21 protein-coding genes are annotated in these 17,994 nt (G+C 59.8%); 11 read left to right on the top strand and 10 right to left on the bottom strand.

What is annotated here, in order from left to right; all coding sequences use genetic code 11:
* Positions 1-45: 45 nt before the first annotated feature.
* Together HU727_RS17255 and HU727_RS17250 are read left to right on the top strand one after the other, a co-directional pair.
* Positions 46-2,151 carry a TonB-dependent siderophore receptor gene (locus tag HU727_RS17255; RefSeq protein ID WP_186532731.1) on the top strand — a complete coding sequence of 702 codons (2,106 nt, stop codon included), beginning with the start codon at positions 46-48 and terminating at the stop codon, positions 2,149-2,151.
* A gap of 12 nt (positions 2,152-2,163) precedes the next feature.
* Positions 2,164-2,883, top strand: coding sequence for a DUF4198 domain-containing protein (locus HU727_RS17250; RefSeq protein ID WP_186532730.1), 720 nt, complete (start codon positions 2,164-2,166; stop codon positions 2,881-2,883).
* Positions 2,884-3,029: 146 nt separating this feature from the next.
* Here HU727_RS17250 and hisC read toward each other — a convergent pair whose 3' ends face one another.
* The 10 genes from hisC to HU727_RS17200 all read right to left on the bottom strand — a co-directional run bounded on the left by hisC (position 3,030) and on the right by HU727_RS17200 (position 10,995).
* Positions 3,030-4,082: a histidinol-phosphate transaminase gene (gene hisC, locus HU727_RS17245; RefSeq protein WP_186532729.1), complete on the bottom strand. Its 1,053-nt coding sequence runs from the start codon at positions 4,080-4,082 to the stop codon at positions 3,030-3,032.
* 2 nt (positions 4,083-4,084) lie between these two features.
* Positions 4,085-5,422 carry a histidinol dehydrogenase gene (hisD, locus tag HU727_RS17240; protein ID WP_186532728.1) on the bottom strand — a complete coding sequence of 446 codons (1,338 nt, stop codon included), beginning with the start codon at positions 5,420-5,422 and terminating at the stop codon, positions 4,085-4,087.
* Between the two features lie 125 nt (positions 5,423-5,547).
* The gene (gene hisG, locus HU727_RS17235; RefSeq protein WP_007912384.1) at positions 5,548-6,183 is read right to left on the bottom strand and encodes an ATP phosphoribosyltransferase; all 636 of its coding nucleotides are present in this window, start codon (positions 6,181-6,183) and stop codon (positions 5,548-5,550) included.
* A gap of 128 nt (positions 6,184-6,311) precedes the next feature.
* On the bottom strand, positions 6,312-7,577 hold the full coding sequence (murA, locus tag HU727_RS17230; RefSeq protein ID WP_186532727.1) for a UDP-N-acetylglucosamine 1-carboxyvinyltransferase: 1,266 nt from the start codon (positions 7,575-7,577) through the stop codon (positions 6,312-6,314).
* Between the two features lie 22 nt (positions 7,578-7,599).
* Positions 7,600-7,839 carry a BolA family protein gene (locus HU727_RS17225; RefSeq protein WP_186532726.1) on the bottom strand — a complete coding sequence of 80 codons (240 nt, stop codon included), beginning with the start codon at positions 7,837-7,839 and terminating at the stop codon, positions 7,600-7,602.
* 115 nt (positions 7,840-7,954) lie between these two features.
* Positions 7,955-8,260 carry an STAS domain-containing protein gene (locus HU727_RS17220; RefSeq protein ID WP_186532725.1) on the bottom strand — a complete coding sequence of 102 codons (306 nt, stop codon included), beginning with the start codon at positions 8,258-8,260 and terminating at the stop codon, positions 7,955-7,957.
* The gene (locus HU727_RS17215) at positions 8,257-8,910 is read right to left on the bottom strand and encodes an MlaC/ttg2D family ABC transporter substrate-binding protein (protein WP_186532724.1); all 654 of its coding nucleotides are present in this window, start codon (positions 8,908-8,910) and stop codon (positions 8,257-8,259) included. Before HU727_RS17215 ends, HU727_RS17220 begins: the two co-directional genes overlap by 4 nt.
* Positions 8,911-8,921: 11 nt before the next feature.
* Entirely contained in the window at positions 8,922-9,389 is a 468-nt protein-coding gene (gene mlaD, locus HU727_RS17210) for an outer membrane lipid asymmetry maintenance protein MlaD (RefSeq protein ID WP_186532723.1), read from the bottom strand.
* Positions 9,389-10,186, bottom strand: a complete 798-nt coding sequence (gene mlaE, locus HU727_RS17205) for a lipid asymmetry maintenance ABC transporter permease subunit MlaE (RefSeq protein WP_186532722.1) — start codon at positions 10,184-10,186, stop codon at positions 9,389-9,391. The genes mlaD and mlaE overlap by 1 nt, the downstream gene beginning before the upstream one ends.
* The gene (locus HU727_RS17200) at positions 10,186-10,995 is read right to left on the bottom strand and encodes an ATP-binding cassette domain-containing protein (protein ID WP_186532721.1); all 810 of its coding nucleotides are present in this window, start codon (positions 10,993-10,995) and stop codon (positions 10,186-10,188) included. Before HU727_RS17200 ends, mlaE begins: the two co-directional genes overlap by 1 nt.
* A gap of 268 nt (positions 10,996-11,263) precedes the next feature.
* Between HU727_RS17200 and HU727_RS17195 the strand changes: the two genes are divergently transcribed.
* The 9 genes from HU727_RS17195 (at position 11,264) to rapZ (ending at position 17,980) form a co-directional block, all read left to right on the top strand.
* Positions 11,264-12,238 (top strand): KpsF/GutQ family sugar-phosphate isomerase, encoded by a 975-nt coding sequence (locus tag HU727_RS17195; RefSeq protein WP_186532720.1) that lies wholly within the window; start codon positions 11,264-11,266, stop codon positions 12,236-12,238.
* On the top strand, positions 12,238-12,762 hold the full coding sequence (locus HU727_RS17190) for a KdsC family phosphatase (RefSeq protein ID WP_186532719.1): 525 nt from the start codon (positions 12,238-12,240) through the stop codon (positions 12,760-12,762). Before HU727_RS17195 ends, HU727_RS17190 begins: the two co-directional genes overlap by 1 nt.
* Before the next feature lie 8 nt (positions 12,763-12,770).
* Positions 12,771-13,343: an LPS export ABC transporter periplasmic protein LptC gene (gene lptC, locus HU727_RS17185; RefSeq protein WP_186532869.1), complete on the top strand. Its 573-nt coding sequence runs from the start codon at positions 12,771-12,773 to the stop codon at positions 13,341-13,343.
* Positions 13,330-13,875 carry a lipopolysaccharide transport periplasmic protein LptA gene (lptA, locus tag HU727_RS17180; protein WP_186532718.1) on the top strand — a complete coding sequence of 182 codons (546 nt, stop codon included), beginning with the start codon at positions 13,330-13,332 and terminating at the stop codon, positions 13,873-13,875. Before lptC ends, lptA begins: the two co-directional genes overlap by 14 nt.
* Positions 13,875-14,600 carry an LPS export ABC transporter ATP-binding protein gene (lptB, locus tag HU727_RS17175; RefSeq protein WP_008085069.1) on the top strand — a complete coding sequence of 242 codons (726 nt, stop codon included), beginning with the start codon at positions 13,875-13,877 and terminating at the stop codon, positions 14,598-14,600. Before lptA ends, lptB begins: the two co-directional genes overlap by 1 nt.
* Before the next feature lie 166 nt (positions 14,601-14,766).
* Entirely contained in the window at positions 14,767-16,260 is a 1,494-nt protein-coding gene (locus HU727_RS17170) for an RNA polymerase factor sigma-54 (protein ID WP_186532717.1), read from the top strand.
* A gap of 74 nt (positions 16,261-16,334) precedes the next feature.
* Positions 16,335-16,643 carry a ribosome hibernation-promoting factor, HPF/YfiA family gene (gene hpf, locus HU727_RS17165; RefSeq protein WP_090281780.1) on the top strand — a complete coding sequence of 103 codons (309 nt, stop codon included), beginning with the start codon at positions 16,335-16,337 and terminating at the stop codon, positions 16,641-16,643.
* Positions 16,644-16,655: 12 nt separating this feature from the next.
* Positions 16,656-17,120 carry a PTS IIA-like nitrogen regulatory protein PtsN gene (gene ptsN, locus HU727_RS17160; RefSeq protein ID WP_186532716.1) on the top strand — a complete coding sequence of 155 codons (465 nt, stop codon included), beginning with the start codon at positions 16,656-16,658 and terminating at the stop codon, positions 17,118-17,120.
* A gap of 2 nt (positions 17,121-17,122) precedes the next feature.
* Positions 17,123-17,980 (top strand): RNase adapter RapZ, encoded by an 858-nt coding sequence (rapZ, locus tag HU727_RS17155; RefSeq protein WP_186532868.1) that lies wholly within the window; start codon positions 17,123-17,125, stop codon positions 17,978-17,980.
* The last annotated feature ends 14 nt before the right edge of the window (positions 17,981-17,994 follow it).

The following is a 17,994-nucleotide window of genomic DNA, read 5'->3' as shown; positions in this document are numbered from 1 at the left end:
AGGCATGTTATATTGTTTCAATTCTGACAATTGGAACAACATAACATGTCGTCTCGTAAAAAGGCCTCACTGCTGGGCCTGACCCTCGGTTTACTCTGCGATCCCGCCTTTGCCGATGAGCCTTTGCCCCTCGAGCTCGACGCCATCAGCGTCACCTCCGATTACGAATCTCCCACCGGACCTGTCCAGGGCTATCGCGCTACGCGCTCTGCCAGTGCGACCAAAACCGACACCGCGATTCGGGACATTCCCCAAGCCATCAGCGTGATACCGGCCAGTGTGCTCACGGATCTGGGCAGCAGTAGCGTCGAGCGTGCGCTGGATTTCGCCGGCGGGGTTTCGAAGCAAAATAACTTCGGCGGCCTGACCCTCTACGAATACAGCGTGCGCGGCTTCACCACCTCGGAGTTCTACAAGGACGGCTTCAGCGCCAATCGAGGCTATCCAAGCACACCGGATGCCGCCAACATCGAACGCATCGAAGTGCTCAAAGGCCCGGCCGCCAGTCTGTATGGCCGCGGTGATCCGGGCGGCACGGTGAACATCGTCAGCAAAAAACCGCAGCCCGAAGCCTTCACCACGTTGCAGACCAGCGCCGGTAGCTGGGATCGCTATCGCACCGCACTGGACATCAACACGCCGCTCGACGAACAGGGCGATGTGCTCTCGCGCTTCAACTTTGCGGTGGAAGACAACAACAGCTTTCGCGATCACGTCGACAGCAAGCGCGTCTTTGTTGCCCCCTCGATCAGTTGGCAGTTGAACCCCGACACGTCGCTGCTGGTGGAAAGCGAGATCGTTCGTCACAGCTCGACGTTCGACCGCGGCGTCGTTGCGCCGAACAACACATGGAGCGGCGTTTCGCGTTCGACCTTCCTGGGCGAACCGAACGACGGCGATATCGATAACCACAACAACATGCTTCAGGCGACGCTGGAGCATCACCTCAACGACAACTGGAAACTGCGTCTTGCCAGCCATTACAAGGAGGGCAAACTCTGGGGCGATGCTTCCGAAGCGCGGCCGTTGAACGCCGATGGCCGGACCGTCAATCGCCGCTTGCGCGAGCGCGATACCAGTTGGCACGACAGCATCACCCAACTGGAACTGCGCGGTCTGTTTGATCTCGGCCCATGGCAGCACGAACTGCTGGTCGGCACCGAATACGAGAATTACCGCAAGAACGAGCGCGTCACGACCATCGCCGGCGGCCCCTACGCCATCGATATCTATAAGCCGGTCTACGGCCAGCCGAAGCCCAACGGCGCGCGCTCGGGGACCGACTTTTTCGAACACGTCGAAAGTCACGCCGTCAATCTGCAGGACCAAATCGTCTTCACCGACAAACTGCGCGGGATGGTCGGCGCGCGCTTCGAGCATTTCGATCAGCACATCGACGACAACAGCCGTAACGCCAAAAGCCAACAGCGCCACGACGCGCTCACCCAGCGCGCCGGCCTCCTATATCAACTGACTCCAAACACGGGCCTGTTCGCCAACGCATCGACTTCGTTCAAACCGAACAACGGCCTCGACGCCGGTGGCAAAACTTTCGATCCGGAAGAGGGCGTCGGCTATGAGGTGGGGATCAAGAACGAGCTGTTCGACGATCGTGTGAGCAGCACCCTCGCCTTCTTTCATATCGACAAGGAAAACGTCCTGGCCCTCGATCCGGGCACTGACACCAGCCGCGCCATGGGCAAGGCGCGCAGCCAGGGTTTCGATTGGCAGGTCAGCGGGCAAGTCACCGACGCCGTGCGCGTGATCGGCGCTTTCGCCTACATCGACGCCGAAGTGACCAAGGGTGACGCAACCATCCCCACCGGCAGCCGGATCCTCGGCGTGGCCAAACGCAGCGGCAGTCTGCTGGGCGTTTATGAATTTCAGGACGGCCATTTGCGCGGGTCCGACGTTGGTGCAGCGTTCACCTATGTCGGCGATCGCTCCGGCGAGTCAGGCAGCGATTTCGAGTTGCCGGCCTATCAGACCGTCGACCTGTTAGCCCATTACAAGGCCAGCGAGAACGTCACGGTCGGCCTGAACCTGAACAATATCTTCGACGAAAAATACTACGAGCGCTCCTACAGCAACTACTGGGTCAACCCCGGCGAGCCGCGCAACTTCACCGTCAGCCTGTCACTCAACCTGTAAAAGGACGTCACCATGCATCACGGCAAATCCCTTCTGCTCATCGCTGCGCTGTTCACCGGCCAGGTGTCGGCCCACGGCCTGTGGACAGAGCAACGGCGCGGCAACATCGAAGTGGTCTACGGTCACGGCGCGGAAGACAACGCCTTCAAGGCGCAGAAAATCAGCGGTGCCTGGGCTTACGATGCGGGCGGCAAGATGATCCCGGTCAGCGTCGAGCGCCTGGCGGATCACGCACGCCTGAAACCGTTAAAGGCCCCGGCGGTAATGGCTGTGGCGTTGAACAATGGCATGTGGTCGCAGACGGCGGACAAGAAGTGGGTCAATGAAGGGCGCAGCAAAGTACCGGGCGCCACCGAGGCCACGCAGACCTTCAAGTACAGCCTGGCGATCTATCAGCCGGGGGCGAAGTTGCCGAAGCTCGATCAGATCAAACTGCTGATTCTGCCGGAGGTCGATCCGCTCACGGTTGGCCCGGGCAATTCGTTGCCGGTGCGGGTGTTGCTCGATGGCAAACCGGCGGCGGGTGTGAAGCTGGTGGGCGACTATCGCAGCGCACCCAACACCTTGAGCACCGAAACCGACAAGGACGGCCGCGCCAGGGTGCTGGTGCGTAATGAAGGACTGAATGTGATTGCGGCGCAGGTTGAGGTGCCGGTGAAAGGCAGCGCGGATGTGGACAGTCGGGGGCTGTTCACCTCACTGACGTTCCTTGGCGAGCCGCATCACGAATAACCAGGGCTTTTGACTGATCGTTCCCACGCCCTGCGTCGGCTACTGAACGCAGAGCGTCCCATGCTGCGTTCCCACGCGGAGCGTGGGAACGATCAATGTCCCTCCGCTATCGCGAGCAGGCTCACTCCCACAGGGAGCAGTGCAGCTCAGAGGTCGCCCAGGCCGTCGATCAACGCCTGATTCTGCTCCGGTGTGCCAATCGAGATCCGCAGGAACTGCGCGATCCGCTCCTGTTTGAAGTGGCGCACGATCACGCCCTGCTCGCGAAGCTTGGCCGCCAGCCCTGCCGCGTCATGTTGCGGATGGCGGGCAAAGATGAAGTTCGCCGCAGAAGGCAGCACTTCGAAGCCCTTGGCCTGCAACTGCCCGACCACCCATTCACGGTGCTCGATGACCAGACGGCAGGTCTTGTCGAAGTAGGCGCGATCTTCAAACGCTGCCGCCGCCCCGACATTTGCCAGACGATCCAGCGGATAAGAGTTGAAGCTGTTCTTGATGCGCTCCAGCGCCTCGATCAGATCCGGATGCCCTACCGCCAGGCCAACCCGCAGACCCGCGAGTGAGCGCGATTTCGACAAAGTTTGAGTCACAAGCAGATTCGGATAACGATCCACCAGACTGATCGCCGTCTCGCCACCAAAGTCGATATAGGCCTCGTCCACCACCACGACCGAATCCGGGCTGGCTTGCAGAGTTCGCTCGATGGCGTCCAGCGCCAGCAGGCAACCGGTCGGGGCGTTCGGGTTGGGGAAAATGATGCCGCCGTTCGGTTTGGCGTAATCGGCCGGGTTGATCCGGAATTGCGCATCCAGCGGTATCGCGTCGAACTGAATGCCGTACAACCCGCAATACACCGGATAGAAGCTGTAGCTAATGTCTGGAAACAGCAGTGGCTGATCATGCTGGAACAGACCGTGGAAGATGTGCGCGAGCACTTCGTCCGAACCGTTGCCGAGGAATACCCGACTGGTTTTCACACCGTAATAATCGGCGACGGCGCTCTTCAGCAGATCGCTGTTCGGGTCCGGATAAAGACGCAGATTGTCGTTGAGCTCGGCCTGTATTGCCGCCAGCGCTTTTGGCGACGGCCCGTAGGGGTTTTCATTGGTGTTGAGTTTGACCAGCCTGGTCAGTTTCGGCTGTTCGCCCGGTACGTATGGCACCAGGTCCTTGACAAACGGGCTCCAGAATTTACTCATGGTCATTCCCCCTGCCCTTTCAGAAAGTCTTCGTCTTTGATGCGATATTCGGCGCTGCGGGCGTGAGCGCTGAGCGATTCGCCGCGTGCCAGGACGGAAGCGGTTTTGCCCAGCTCGGACGCACCCGCCTCGGAGCAGAAGATAATCGAAGAACGCTTTTGGAAGTCGTAGACCCCCAGCGGCGAGGAGAATCGCGCGGTGCCGGAGGTCGGCAGAACGTGGTTCGGGCCTGCGCAGTAGTCGCCCAACGCTTCAGATGTGTGGCGGCCCATGAAGATCGCGCCGGCATGGCGGATCTGCGGCAGCCAGGCTTGCGGGTCGGCGACCGACAACTCCAGGTGTTCCGGCGCGATGCGGTTGGCGACTTCGATGGCCTGGGCCATGTCATTCACCAAGATCAGCGCACCGCGACCATTGATCGAGGTTTCGATGATGGTGGCGCGATCCATGGTCGGCAGCAGCTTGTCGATGCTGGCGGCGACCTTGTCGAGAAACTCGGCGTCCGGGCTGACCAGAATGGCTTGCGCATCTTCGTCGTGCTCGGCCTGGGAGAACAGGTCCATGGCGATCCAGTCCGGATCGGTCTTGCCGTCACACACCACCAGGATCTCCGAAGGGCCGGCGATCATGTCGATGCCGACCTGCCCGAACACGTGACGCTTGGCCGTGGCGACATAGATGTTGCCCGGGCCGACGACCTTGTCCACTTTCGGCACGCTTTCGGTGCCGTAAGCCAGCGCGGCAACCGCTTGTGCGCCACCGATGGTGAACACCCGGTCGACCCCGGCGATGCACGCGGCCGCGAGTACCAGCTCGTTGAGCTCACCACGCGGCGTCGGCACGACCATGACCACTTCGGTCACGCCCGCGACCTTGGCCGGAATCGCGTTCATCAGCACCGACGATGGGTACGATGCCTTGCCGCCCGGCACGTACAAACCAGCGCGATCCAGCGGTGTGACTTTCTGGCCCAGCACGGTGCCATCGGCTTCGGTGTAGCTCCAGGAATCCTGCTTCTGTTTTTCGTGGTAGCTGCGCACCCGGGCCGCGGCTTTTTCCAGCGCCTCGCGCTGCGGCACAGTGATGCGGGTCAGCGCCAACTCCAGACGCTCGCGCGGCAGGATCAGGTCAGCCATCGAAGCGACTTCGAGGCCATCGAATTTCTGCGTGAACTCGACCAGCGCCGCGTCGCCGCGCTCGCGCACAGCCTTGATGATGTCCAGCACCCGCTGATTGACCGAGTCGTCAGACACACTTTCCCAGCTCAGCAGATGATCCAGATGATGCGCGAAATCCGGGTCAGCAGCGTTGAGTCGGCGAATTGCAGTGGTTGCGGTCATAGCGAGAGCCTCATAGGAATGGCAAAAACTCAGGCGCCCGAAACTATCATTCGATCCGCTTGGGCACCTGAGAATTCTGGCTATGAGGCGGATAGACGGCGCGACCCAAGGGTCACGCAGATGAATCAGCCGCGGTGTCGAGACTCCACTGCGTTGCGCAGGGTGTCGATCAACGCCTGGATCCGGGCGTGTTGCATTTTCATCGAAGCCTTGTTGACCACCAGGCGCGAGCTGATCGTGGCGATCAGTTCCTGGGGCTCCAGGCCGTTGGCGCGCAGGGTGTTGCCGGTGTCGACCACGTCGATGATCTTGTCGGCGAGACCGATCAGCGGCGCCAGCTCCATCGAGCCGTACAGCTTGATGATGTCGACCTGACGGCCCTGCTCGGCGTAGTAACGCTTGGCGACGTTGACGAACTTGGTCGCCACACGCAGACGGCCCTTGGGCTCGGGTGCGCCGATCTTGCCAGCGGTCATCAGTTTGCACTGCGCAATCTGCAGGTCCAGTGGCTCGTAGAGACCCTGGCCGGTGTATTCCATCAGCACGTCTTTACCGGCAACGCCGAGGTCGGCCGCGCCATGCTCGACGTAGGTCGGCACGTCGGTGGCCCGCACGATCAGCAGACGAACATCGTCCTGGGTCGTGGGGATGATCAGCTTGCGGCTCTTGTCCGGATTCTCGGTCGGCACGATGCCCGCTTCGGCGAGAAGCGGCAGGGTGTCGTCAAGGATGCGGCCCTTGGACAGTGCGATGGTCAACATGGGAAACGTCAGTCCTTATCAAGGTACTCATGTCCGGTCGCAATTGGCGCCGGACACACATCGAGGGTGCGCACACCCTCGACTCGAAACGAATTCAGTGGACACGTCCCTGTGTCCCGATGCGGCAATCAGCCCGGAACGCGACGGATCTTGGCACCCAGCATCTGCAGCTTTTCTTCGATGCACTCGTAACCACGGTCTATGTGGTAGATGCGGTCGATCAATGTGTCGCCTTCGGCCACCAGCGCCGAGATCACCAGACTGGCCGAAGCCCGCAGGTCGGTCGCCATCACTGGCGCGCCCTTGAGTTTTTCGATGCCGGTGACGATGGCGGTGTTGCCTTCAACCTGGATATGCGCACCCATGCGGTGCAGCTCGTAGACGTGCATGAAACGGTTTTCGAAGATCGTCTCGATCACCGCACCGGTGCCTTCGGCAATGGCGTTGAGCGAGATGAACTGCGCCTGCATGTCGGTCGGGAAAGCCGGGTACGGCGCGGTGCGCACGTTCACTGCTTTCGGACGCTTGCCGTGCATGTTCAGCTCGATCCAGTCCTCACCGCAGGTGATTTCTGCGCCAGCTTCACGCAGTTTCTCCAGCACTGCTTCAAGGATGGTCGGATCGGTGTCCTTGACCTTGACGCGGCCACCGGTCACGGCAGCGGCAACCAGGTAGGTGCCGGTTTCGATACGGTCAGGCATGACCTTGTAGAAAGCCGAACCCAGACGCTCGACGCCATCGATGGTGATGGTGTCGGTGCCGGCACCGGAAACCTTGGCGCCCATGGCGTTGAGGAAGTTCGCCAGGTCGACCACTTCAGGTTCGCGCGCGGCGTTCTGCAGGACGCTGCGGCCCTTGGCCAATGCGGCAGCCATCATGATGTTCTCGGTACCGGTTACGCTGACGGTATCGAAGAAGAATTGCGCACCGCGCAGGCCACCCTCAGGCGCCTTGGCCTTGATGTAGCCGCCTTCGACGTCGATGATCGCGCCCATGGCTTCCAGACCGCGGATGTGCAGGTCGACCGGACGCGAGCCAATGGCGCAACCGCCAGGCAGCGCGACTTCGGCTTCACCGAAACGGGCAACCATCGGGCCAAGTACCAGAATCGACGCACGCATGGTTTTCACCAGTTCGTACGGCGCGATCAAGGTCTTGATGGTGCGCGGGTCGATTTCGACGCTGAGTTTCTCGTCGATGACCGGTTCGATGCCCATGCGACCGAACAGCTCGATCATGGTGGTGATGTCGTGCAGGTGCGGCAGATTGGCAACGGTCACCGGGCCATCGCACAGCAGGGTGGCGGCCAGGATCGGCAGGGCGGAGTTTTTCGCGCCGGAAATGCGGATCTCGCCATCAAGACGAGCGCCACCGGTAATAATCAATTTATCCATAAGTATCTCGACGCCCTAGGGCTCAGGTGCGCTCGGCCCAGGCCGCGCGGCTGAAAAATTTCATAGTGACCGCGTGGATGCTGCCATCAGCGATCCATGGGTTCAAATGGGCATAGATGCTCTGCTGACGCTTCACCGGGCTCAACGCCGCCAGTTCATCGCTAATCACGTTAAGCTGAAAGTTGCAGCCTTCGCCTTCAACTTCCACCTGAACTTCCGGCAGCTTTCCTTCAAGGAAGCTCTTCACTTCTACGGCCTGCATGCTCAACCTCAATCGGCGCCCTGTGCGCACGGGTCGGACATCATACAAAAAAGCCCCGCGCCTGCGAACCCCGCAACACAGGACTCTGACGGGGGGCTTGGTTATAGATGAGGGTTCAGGGGTGCGCCAACAGTTCGGTCAGCTCACTGACCTGAGCGATTTCACGCATGTCTTCCGGCATCGCGCGAATGCTGACGGCCTTGCCGGCCGCCTGCGCGTCACGCATGAAGCACAGCAGCAACGACAAGCCGACGCTGCTGGACTTCTTCACTGCCGAACAATCGATGACCAGCGCTGACGCCTTGCTGGACTTGATCAGCGCCTGGCCTTCCTTGCGCAGGTCAGGCCCGGTGCGGTAATCCAGCACGCCACTGAGCAGAAGCTCGTCGACATCATTCATACGCACTGCCGCCTCACTCATTGCGCTGGCTTCGCGGCAGCTTTGTCGGTTTCTTCCTTGGCCTTGGCCACTTCACCGGCCCAACCATTGATGGTTTTGTCCAGATCGTTGCCATTGCGCTGCATCGCATCAGCGAACTGATCACGGAACAGCTTGCCAATGTTGATGCCGTTGATGATCACGTTGCGCAGTTTCCACTCGCCGTTGATCTTCTCCAGCGTGTACTGCACAGGATAGACCGAGCCGCTGCTGCCCTTGACCGTCATGTTGACGCTGGTGCGGTCGCCCGACTCATCCTTGGCAGGATCGACGGTAATGCCCTGGTTGTCGTATTCGAGCAGAGCGTTGCCATAAAACTGAAACAGGCCCTTCTTGAAGTTTTCCTGAAAGGTTTGCATCTGCGCCGGCGTGGCCTTGCGCGAATACTTGACCGTCATGATGCTTTTGGAAATGCCTTCGGCGTCCACCACAGGGCCGACGATGCTGTTGAGCGCTGCGTAGAAATCGCTCGGGTCCTGCTTGTATTTCTGTTTGTTGGCCGCCAGGTCAGCCAGCAACCGGTTGGTGGTGTCCTCAACCAGAGCGTGTGCCGATTGCCCCGGTGCAGCGTTAGCCATCAGCGGCAGCGCCGCCAGTAACACCAACAGGCCACGTCGCAAGATAGAGATCATTCAAAAGCTCCTCATTTGGCGTCTTTGCTAACGGTATTGAGCAGGAATTTACCGATCAGGTCTTCCAGTACCAGTGACGACTGCGTGTCATGGATGGTTCCACCGTCTTTCAACTGGGTGTCTTCGCCGCCGACACTGATACCGATGTACTTCTCGCCCAGCAGACCCGCGGTGAGGATAGACGCAGTGGAATCAGTCGGCAGGTTGTCGACCTTTTTATCCACTTGCAGCGTGACCCGACCGGTGAAGCTGTCGCGATCCAGATCGATTGCAGTGACCTTGCCGATGGTCACACCGGCCATGGTCACTTTGGCTCTGACCGTCAAACCGGCGATATTGTCAAAGTAGGCATAAAGTTTATAGCTGTCGGTGGACGAAGTCGCAGACAGGCCACTGACACGCAATGCGAGCAGCAGCAAAGCCAGGATTCCTGCCAGCAGGAACAGGCCGACACCGATTTCCAGGGTGCGGTTTTGCATCAGAAATCTCCAAACATCAAAGCGGTCAGAATAAAGTCCAGGCCGAGCACTGCCAGCGAGGCAAACACCACGGTCTTGGTGGTGGCACGACTGATTCCCTCGGAAGTGGGTTCACAGTCATAGCCTTGGAATACGGCAATCCAGGTCACGACGAAGGCGAAAACGATACTTTTGATCACGCCATTGAGCACGTCGCTGGTGAAGTTCACGCTGTTCTGCATGTTTGCCCAGTACGAGCCTTCATAAACGCCCAGCCAGTCGACAGCCACCCACGAACCGCCCCAGATGCCCACGACACTGAAGATCATCGCCAGCACCGGCAGGGAAATGAAACCGGCCCACAGGCGGGGGGCAATGATGTACTTGAGCGGATCGACACCGATCATTTCCAGGCTGGACAGCTGTTCGGTGGATTTCATGTTGCCGATCTCGGCGGTCAGCGCCGACCCGGCGCGCCCGGCAAACAGCAACGCCGTGACCACCGGCCCGAGTTCACGCAGCAACGTCAGGGCGACCATCTGCCCCACCGCCTGCTCTGAACCATAGCTGGACAGAATGCTGAAGCCCTGCAGCGCCAGGACCATGCCGATGAAAATGCCGGAGACCACGATGATCACCAGCGACATGACGCCTACCGAATGCAGCTGTTTGATCAGCAGGCCGAAACCGCCGCTGATACCGCCACGGCCAATCAAGGCATGAAACAGGAACAGTGTTGCGCGACCGAACACGGCGACCGCATCGATGGCCGATTCGCCAAAGCGACGCACGCGCTCTATTAATGAAATTCTGCGCATCAGCGCTTCCCCAGAAGATCTGCGCGGTAATCCGTCGCTGGAAAATGGTAAGGCACCGGACCGTCGGGATCGCCCGTCATGAACTGGCGGATACGCGGCTCATCCGAATTCATCAGTTCATCCGGCGTGCCCTGCCCCAATACCTGACCATCGCCCACTACATAGATGTAGTCGGCAATGCTCGCGGTTTCCGCAAGATCATGGGACACAACGATGCTGGTAATGCCCAGCGCGTCGTTAAGCAGACGGATCAGTCGTACGAGTACACCCATCGCGATCGGGTCCTGGCCCACGAACGGCTCGTCATACATGAGAATCTGTGGATCAAGGGCAATCGCCCGCGCCAGCGCCACGCGGCGCTTCATGCCGCCGGACAGTTCATCAGGCATCAAATCGATCGCCCCGCGCAAACCCACAGCCTGCAACTTGAGCAGGACGATGTCGCGGATCATTTCTTCCGGCAACCGGGTATGGACGCGCAGGGGAAATGCGACGTTCTCGAAGACATCCAGATCGGTGAACAGCGCGCCGCTCTGAAACAGCACGCCCATGTGCTTGCGGGCATCGAACAGATCACTGCGCGACAACGTCGGCAGGTTCTGGCCGTTGACCCAGACTTCGCCGCTGGAAGGGCGCAACTGTGCGCCCATCATGCGCAACAGCGTGGTCTTGCCGCAGCCGGAGGGCCCCATGATGCCGGTGACCTTCCCGCGCGGGATGCGAATATCGACGTTATTGAAAATGCTCCGCGCGCCGCGCTTGAAGGAGACTCCCTTCAGCTCGACCGCGTAGGCGTTATCGGCACTCATCTAAACTCCTTGCGATGCAGCCTCTCACTGGATGCCGGGCTTTCCTCGGAAAGCGCCTGCATCTCGGGCCGAACTGGCGGCGAACTATATCACTGCAAAGGCTGAGCGCCCAAGCGAGAACCCGGCCAAGATCGGCGACAGATGAGGGCCGGAGCGACTTTCGCGGTGTTTTGGTAACCAGTAATGACAAAGCACGACGAACTTGCGTGAGGCTTTGCCACATAACCGCTATAATCGCCGCCTTTTCATCGGGCCATACGATTCTGACATGAGCAAAACCCGCGACCTGATTCAATCGGCACAACGCACCATCCGCCTCGAAGTGGAAGCCGTCCAAGGCTTGATGGCCCATATCGACGCCGATTTCGTACGCGCTTGCGAGATGATTCTGGCCAGCAAGGGCCGCGTGGTCGTGGTCGGCATGGGCAAATCCGGGCACATCGGCAACAAGATTGCCGCGACCCTGGCCAGCACCGGCACCCCGGCGTTTTTTGTTCATCCGGCCGAAGCCAGCCATGGCGACATGGGCATGATCACCCGCGACGACGTGATTCTGGCCCTGTCAAACTCTGGCTCGACCAACGAGATCGTAACGTTGCTGCCACTGATCAAACGCCTGGGCATCCAGTTGATCAGCGTCACCGGCAATCCTGCATCGCCTCTGGCCAAGGCTGCCGAAGTAAACCTCAACGTTCACGTCGAGCACGAAGCCTGCCCGCTGAACCTGGCGCCGACTTCTTCGACCACCGCCGCCCTGGTCATGGGCGACGCCCTGGCCGTGGCCCTGCTGGAAGCGCGCGGCTTTACCGCCGAAGACTTTGCGTTCTCGCATCCGGGCGGAGCCCTTGGCCGTCGACTGCTGCTGAAAGTGGAAAACGTCATGCACGCAGGGCAGGAGCTGCCGCAGGTGCAGCGCGGCACCCTGCTCAAGGACGCGCTGATGGAAATGACCCGCAAGGGCCTCGGCATGACCGCCATTCTTGAAGCCGACGGCAAACTCGCCGGGATTTTCACCGATGGCGATTTGCGCCGCACCCTGGATCGCGCCATTGACATCCGCAGCGCCACCATCGATCAGGTGATGACCGCACACGGCAAGACCGCCCGGCCCGACATGCTCGCCGCCGAAGCCCTGAAAATCATGGAAGACCACCGAATCAACGCCCTGGTAGTCGTCGACGAGGAGGATCGCCCGATCGGCGCCTTCAACCTCTCCGACCTGCTGCGCGCAGGAGTCATGTAATGAGCAACGATCTGCTGCAACGCGGCAAAGCGATCAAACTGGCCGTTTTCGACGTCGATGGCGTTCTCACCGACGGCCGTCTGTATTTCCTCGAAGACGGCAGCGAATTCAAGACTTTCAATACGCTCGACGGGCAGGGCATCAAGATGCTGATGAACGCCGGCGTACAAACGGCGATCATCAGTGGCCGCAAGACCCCGGTGGTCGAGCGTCGCGCGAAAAACCTCGGTATACCGCACCTGTTCCAGGGCCGGGAGGATAAATTGGTGGTTCTGGACGGCTTGCTTGAACAACTGGGCCTAAGCTATGAACAGGTCGCCTACCTCGGTGACGACTTGCCTGACCTGCCGGTCATTCGCCGCGTAGGCCTCGGCATGGCTGTCGCCAACGCCGCCGATTTCGTCCGCGAACACGCTCACGGCGTCACCCGCGCCCGTGGCGGTGAAGGTGCCGCCCGCGAATTTTGTGAATTGATCCTGCGCGCTCAGGGCCGCCTCGAAGCGGCCCACGCCGCGTATCTGTGAGCCAGACCATGTTTAGCAAAAAGTTTCGCAACTTCCTGGTGTTCGGCTGCATCGCTGCTATTTTCGCAGCGGTCGGCTACTGGAATATCAGCCCGGAGCGCTTCCTCGACAAGCCGCCGGTGTCGACCGCCGAGAACCCGATCGACTGGTACGCGACCAACACGCATACGATTCAGTACCTGCCCGACGGCAAGGTGCAGTACGAGATGACCTCCGACAAGGCCGAGCACGTCAAGGCGACCGATATCACTCTGGTCACCAAGCCTGACCTGAACATGTATCGCGGCACCGACTTCCCTTGGCACGTGACCAGTGAGCGCGGCGAAGTGAATTCGGGTGGCACTGAAGTTGAATTGATCGATTCGGTACGCGTGCAGCGCACTGATGAAAAGAAGCGCGGCACCCTGATCACCAGCACCCGCATGACCGTGTTCCCACAGCAAGAATATGCGCAGACCGAGCAACCCGTTAGAATCGAGGGCGCTGGCGGTGTATCGACTGGCGTCGGAATGAAAGCGTACCTGAAGGAAAGCAGGATACACCTGCAATCGAACGTAAGAGGACAGTATGAGGCTCGTTAAAACCCTCCCTATTTTGCTCAGTCTGGGCGCAGCACTGGGAAGCGTGAGCGCCTGGTCCCTGCCGAACGATCAGCAGCAACCTATCCGCATTCAGGCCGACGACGCCCAACTGGATGACAAGAATGGCATCGCCACCTATAAAGGTGATGTGATCATCACCCAGGGTTCGATGATCGTTAAAGGCAACACCGTGACCATGACTCGCGCACCTAATGGCGATATCGACGTGGTGACCTCAGTGGGCAATCTGGCTTACTTCGAGCAATTGCAGACCCAGGGTGATGCCAAACCGGTGCAAGGCTATGGCGTGACGATTCAATACCACGCCCAGCAAAACCGCGTCGTGCTGATCGACAAGGCCAAGGTCGTCGACAAAGACGGCAACGTCACCCAAGGCGAAAAAATCGTCTACGACACCGTGAAGAAACTGGCCAGCGCCGGTCGCGCCACGGGCAGCAAAGTCACCGAAGCGCGTCCGCGCATCGACATGGTGATCCAGCCGAAGAAGAAAACCGAAGAGAAATCCCAGTAATGGCAACTCTGAAAGCTCAGCACCTGGCCAAGGCCTATAAAAGCCGCCAGGTCGTGCGCGACGTCAGCCTGTCGATCGACAGCGGCCAGATCGTCGGTTTGCTCGGCCCGAACGGCGCCGGCAAGACCACGTGCTTCTATATGATCGTCGGCCTGGTACAGGCGGATCAGGGCCGTGTACTGATCGATGATCTGGACGTCAGCCACCAGCCAATGCACGGTCGCGCGAAGGCTGGTATCGGCTATCTTCCGCAGGAAGCGTCGATCTTCCGCAAACTGTCGGTCGCCGATAACATCATGGCGATCCTGGAGACCCGCCAGGAGCTCGACAAGGCCGGCCGTCGCAAGGAACTGGAAAGCCTGCTGCAGGAATTCCACATCAGCCACATCCGCGACAACCTCGGCATGAGCCTGTCGGGCGGCGAGCGCCGCCGGGTGGAAATCGCCCGAGCGCTGGCCACCGCACCAAAATTCATCCTGCTCGACGAGCCGTTTGCCGGCGTAGACCCGATCTCGGTCGGCGACATCAAGCAGATCATCCATCACCTCAAGGCCAAGGGCATCGGTGTACTGATCACCGACCACAACGTCCGCGAGACGCTGGATATCTGCGAAACCGCTTACATCGTCAACGACGGTCAACTGATCGCTGAAGGCGATGCCGAGACCATCCTGGCCAACGATCTGGTCAAGGAAGTGTATCTGGGTCACGAGTTCCGCCTGTAAGCGCGACAGCGCCGTATCGATTCAAGCAGGAATTAATCCGCTTAATTGTTACAGCGCTCTAGGCAAACACTTCAGTTTCAGGCATATAATTTGCTTAAGTTTGGCGCTTCGGCGCCCTGTAGTGGATGGCGCACAGCGCCGGCGAATAAGGTGTTAAGCCCCTGCCATGAAACCATCGCTAGTCTTGAGAATGGGCCAGCAGCTGACGATGACACCGCAGCTGCAACAGGCCATCCGCCTGCTCCAATTGTCGACCCTGGATCTGCAACAGGAAATCCAGGAGGCACTGGAATCCAACCCGATGCTCGAACGTCAGGAAGAAGGCGAGGACTTCGACAATTCCGATCCCCTGGCCGACAACGCCGAGCTGAAGCCCAACACCGAAATCCAGGAACCCTCTTACCAGGAAGCCGCTCCGACGGTCGATAACCTCGAAGAAGGCGACTGGAGCGAGCGCATCCCCAACGAACTTCCAGTCGACACTGCCTGGGAAGACGTCTACCAGACCAGCGCCAGCAGCCTGCCCAGCAGCGATGACGACGAGTGGGATTTCACCACCCGGACTTCCGTTGGCGAAAGCCTGCAAAGCCATCTGCTCTGGCAACTCAACCTGGCGCCCATGTCCGACACCGATCGCCTGATCGCCGTCACCCTGATCGATTGCATCAACAATCAGGGGTATCTGGACGAGACGCTCGAAGAGATTCTGGAAGCGTTCGATCCGGAACTGGACATCGAACTCGACGAAATCGAAGCCGTCCTCCATCGTATCCAGCAATTCGAACCCGCCGGCATTGGCGCCCGCAACCTCAGCGAATGCCTGCTGCTGCAACTGCGCCAGTTGCCGGCGAAGACGCCCTGGCTGGTTGAAGCCAAACGCCTGGTCGCCGATTACATCGACCTGCTGGGCGGCCGCGACTACAGCCAATTGATGCGCCGGATGAAGCTCAAGGAAGATGAACTGCGCCAGGTCATCGAGCTGGTGCAGAGCCTCAACCCGCGTCCGGGCTCGCAGATCGAGTCGACCGAAGCCGAATACGTCATCCCCGACGTCATTGTGCGCAAGGACAACGAACGCTGGCTCGTCGAGCTGAATCAGGAATCGGTGCCACGGCTACGCGTCAATGCCCAGTACGCCGGTTTCGTGCGCCGCGCCGACACCAGCGCCGACAACACTTTCATGCGCAACCAGTTGCAGGAAGCCCGCTGGTTCATCAAGAGCCTGCAGAGCCGCAACGAAACCCTGATGAAAGTGGCCACCCAGATCGTCGAGCATCAGCGCGGTTTTCTGGAATACGGCGACGAAGCCATGAAGCCGCTGGTACTGCATGACATCGCGGAAGCGGTCGGCATGCACGAATCGACGATTTCCCGGGTGACGACGCAGAAATTCATGCATACCCCACGCGGTATTTATGAGCTGAAATACTTTTTCTCCAGCCACGTCAGTACCTCCGAAGGCGGCGAATGCTCGTCCACGGCGATCCGCGCGATCATCAAAAAACTGGTTGCCGCTGAAAATCAGAAAAAGCCGTTGAGTGACAGCAAGATCGCTGGTTTACTGGAGGCACAAGGCATTCAGGTGGCACGCCGCACCGTCGCCAAGTACCGCGAATCCCTCGGGATCGCGCCTTCGAGCGAACGCAAGCGGTTGATGTAAGCCACGTTACAGCGTTCCAGTGGCAGGCTTTTTCGGCCTGCCGCTTTATGCACTGGCAACGAAGGAGAAGCTGTATGCAAGTCAACATCAGTGGACACCAACTGGAAGTAACCGAACCTCTGCGCACCTACATCGGCGAGAAACTCGACCGACTGGAGCGGCATTTCGACAAGATCACCAATGTTCAGGTGATCCTGAACGTCGAAAAGCTGAAGCAGAAGATCGAAGCCACGCTGCATATTCCCGGCGGAGAAGTGGTTGCCAATGCCGAGCATGACGACATGTATGCCGCCATTGACCTGCTGACCGACAAGCTGGATCGCCAACTCAAAAAGCATAAGGAAAAGACCCAGAGCCTCCTCCAGGGCGCGACCGGTCGTTAACACCCCTATCCCATGATCCGACTTGAAACCATCCTGACCCCCGGCCGTTCCCAAGTGAACGCGCCGGGCGGCAGCAAGAAAAAAGCCCTCGAACAGATTGCCAACCTGATCCATCGCGAAGTGCCGGATCTGGCGATGCAAGATGTCTTCGAGGCTCTGGTCGCCCGTGAAAAACTCGGTTCGACGGGTTTTGGCAACGGCATCGCCATCCCTCACTGCCGTCTCAAGGGCTGCGCGGGGCCTGTCAGCGCCTTGGTGCACCTTGAAGCCCCGATCGACTTCGACGCCATTGATGGCGCCCCGGTTGACCTGCTGTTCGTGTTGCTGGTGCCGGAAGCCGCGACCGATGCGCATCTGGAGCTGCTGCGCCAGATCGCCAGCATGCTGGACCGCAAGGAAGTACGCGAAAAACTGCGTAACGCTCCCACTAACGAGGCCTTGTACCAGGTCGTCGTGGACGAACAGAACGGGCATTAATGATGCGCTTGATCATCGTCAGCGGGCGTTCCGGCTCGGGCAAGAGTACTGCCCTCAATGTTCTTGAGGACAACGGTTTTTACTGCATCGACAATTTGCCGGCCGGCCTGCTGCCGGAACTGGCCGAGCGTGCGCTGGTCCACACCGAGCTGGCCCAGCCGCTGGTTGCGGTGTCGATTGATGCGCGCAACCTGCCAAGTCATCTGTCGCGCTTCCCGGAGTTGCTCGAAGATGTCCGCGCAAAGCATATTCAGTGCGATGTGCTGTATCTGGACGCCGACGAGGAAACCCTGCTCAAGCGTTTCTCCGAAACGCGACGTCGCCACCCGCTGAGCAACGCCAATCGCTCACTGGCCGAGGCGATCCACGATGAAACCGCCCTGCTCGGCCCGATCGCCGATCTCGCCGACCTGAAGATCAACACCACCAGCCTGAATCTGTATCAACTGCGCGACACCTTGAAGTTGCGCCTGTTGAGTCAGCCGGAGCCCGGTACCGCGTTTCTGGTCGAGTCGTTTGGCTTCAAGCGCGGCATGCCGGTCGATGCAGATCTGGTATTCGACGTGCGGTGCCTACCCAATCCTTACTGGAAACCGGAACTGCGAGCCCAGTCCGGTCTTGACGCACCCGTGGCCGAGTATCTGGCGGAGCAGCCGGATGTCGAGGACATGTATCAGGACATCTACGCCTACCTGAACAAATGGCTCCCGCGCTTTGCAGCCAGCAACCGCGCCTACGTCACTGTTGCCATCGGCTGCACCGGCGGGCACCACCGCTCCGTCTACCTGACCGAGCGCCTGGGTCAGGCCTTGCAAAAAACCCTGAAGAACGTCCAGGTTCGCCACCGCGACCTCACCTAAAGGATTCACACCGC

Origin of the sequence: Pseudomonas khorasanensis (assembly GCF_014268505.2) — a bacterium.
GTDB classification, from domain to species: domain Bacteria; phylum Pseudomonadota; class Gammaproteobacteria; order Pseudomonadales; family Pseudomonadaceae; genus Aquipseudomonas; species Aquipseudomonas khorasanensis.
Note: the sequence above shows the minus strand (reverse complement) of the source record. Positions and strands in the feature narration are given on the sequence as shown.

Bases quoted from the DNA above. Each gene is read 5' to 3' on its own strand.
- HU727_RS17195 (WP_186532720.1), top strand. From the start codon at position 11,264: ATGAGCAAAACCCGCGACCTGATTCAATCGGCACAACGCACCATCCGC.
- murA (WP_186532727.1), bottom strand. From the start codon at position 7,577: ATGGATAAATTGATTATTACCGGTGGCGCTCGTCTTGATGGCGAGATC.
- rapZ (WP_186532868.1), top strand. From the start codon at position 17,123: ATGCGCTTGATCATCGTCAGCGGGCGTTCCGGCTCGGGCAAGAGTACT.
- lptB (WP_008085069.1), top strand. From the start codon at position 13,875: ATGGCAACTCTGAAAGCTCAGCACCTGGCCAAGGCCTATAAAAGCCGC.
- HU727_RS17190 (WP_186532719.1), top strand. From the start codon at position 12,238: ATGAGCAACGATCTGCTGCAACGCGGCAAAGCGATCAAACTGGCCGTT.
- HU727_RS17225 (WP_186532726.1), bottom strand. From the start codon at position 7,839: ATGCAGGCCGTAGAAGTGAAGAGCTTCCTTGAAGGAAAGCTGCCGGAA.
- mlaD (WP_186532723.1), bottom strand. From the start codon at position 9,389: ATGCAAAACCGCACCCTGGAAATCGGTGTCGGCCTGTTCCTGCTGGCA.
- mlaE (WP_186532722.1), bottom strand. From the start codon at position 10,186: ATGCGCAGAATTTCATTAATAGAGCGCGTGCGTCGCTTTGGCGAATCG.
- HU727_RS17200 (WP_186532721.1), bottom strand. From the start codon at position 10,995: ATGAGTGCCGATAACGCCTACGCGGTCGAGCTGAAGGGAGTCTCCTTC.
- lptC (WP_186532869.1), top strand. From the start codon at position 12,771: ATGTTTAGCAAAAAGTTTCGCAACTTCCTGGTGTTCGGCTGCATCGCT.
- hisD (WP_186532728.1), bottom strand. From the start codon at position 5,422: ATGACCGCAACCACTGCAATTCGCCGACTCAACGCTGCTGACCCGGAT.
- HU727_RS17255 (WP_186532731.1), top strand. From the start codon at position 46: ATGTCGTCTCGTAAAAAGGCCTCACTGCTGGGCCTGACCCTCGGTTTA.
- ptsN (WP_186532716.1), top strand. From the start codon at position 16,656: ATGATCCGACTTGAAACCATCCTGACCCCCGGCCGTTCCCAAGTGAAC.
- HU727_RS17220 (WP_186532725.1), bottom strand. From the start codon at position 8,260: ATGAGTGAGGCGGCAGTGCGTATGAATGATGTCGACGAGCTTCTGCTC.
- HU727_RS17170 (WP_186532717.1), top strand. From the start codon at position 14,767: ATGAAACCATCGCTAGTCTTGAGAATGGGCCAGCAGCTGACGATGACA.
- lptA (WP_186532718.1), top strand. From the start codon at position 13,330: ATGAGGCTCGTTAAAACCCTCCCTATTTTGCTCAGTCTGGGCGCAGCA.
- hpf (WP_090281780.1), top strand. From the start codon at position 16,335: ATGCAAGTCAACATCAGTGGACACCAACTGGAAGTAACCGAACCTCTG.
- HU727_RS17250 (WP_186532730.1), top strand. From the start codon at position 2,164: ATGCATCACGGCAAATCCCTTCTGCTCATCGCTGCGCTGTTCACCGGC.
- hisG (WP_007912384.1), bottom strand. From the start codon at position 6,183: ATGTTGACCATCGCACTGTCCAAGGGCCGCATCCTTGACGACACCCTG.
- HU727_RS17215 (WP_186532724.1), bottom strand. From the start codon at position 8,910: ATGATCTCTATCTTGCGACGTGGCCTGTTGGTGTTACTGGCGGCGCTG.
- hisC (WP_186532729.1), bottom strand. From the start codon at position 4,082: ATGAGTAAATTCTGGAGCCCGTTTGTCAAGGACCTGGTGCCATACGTA.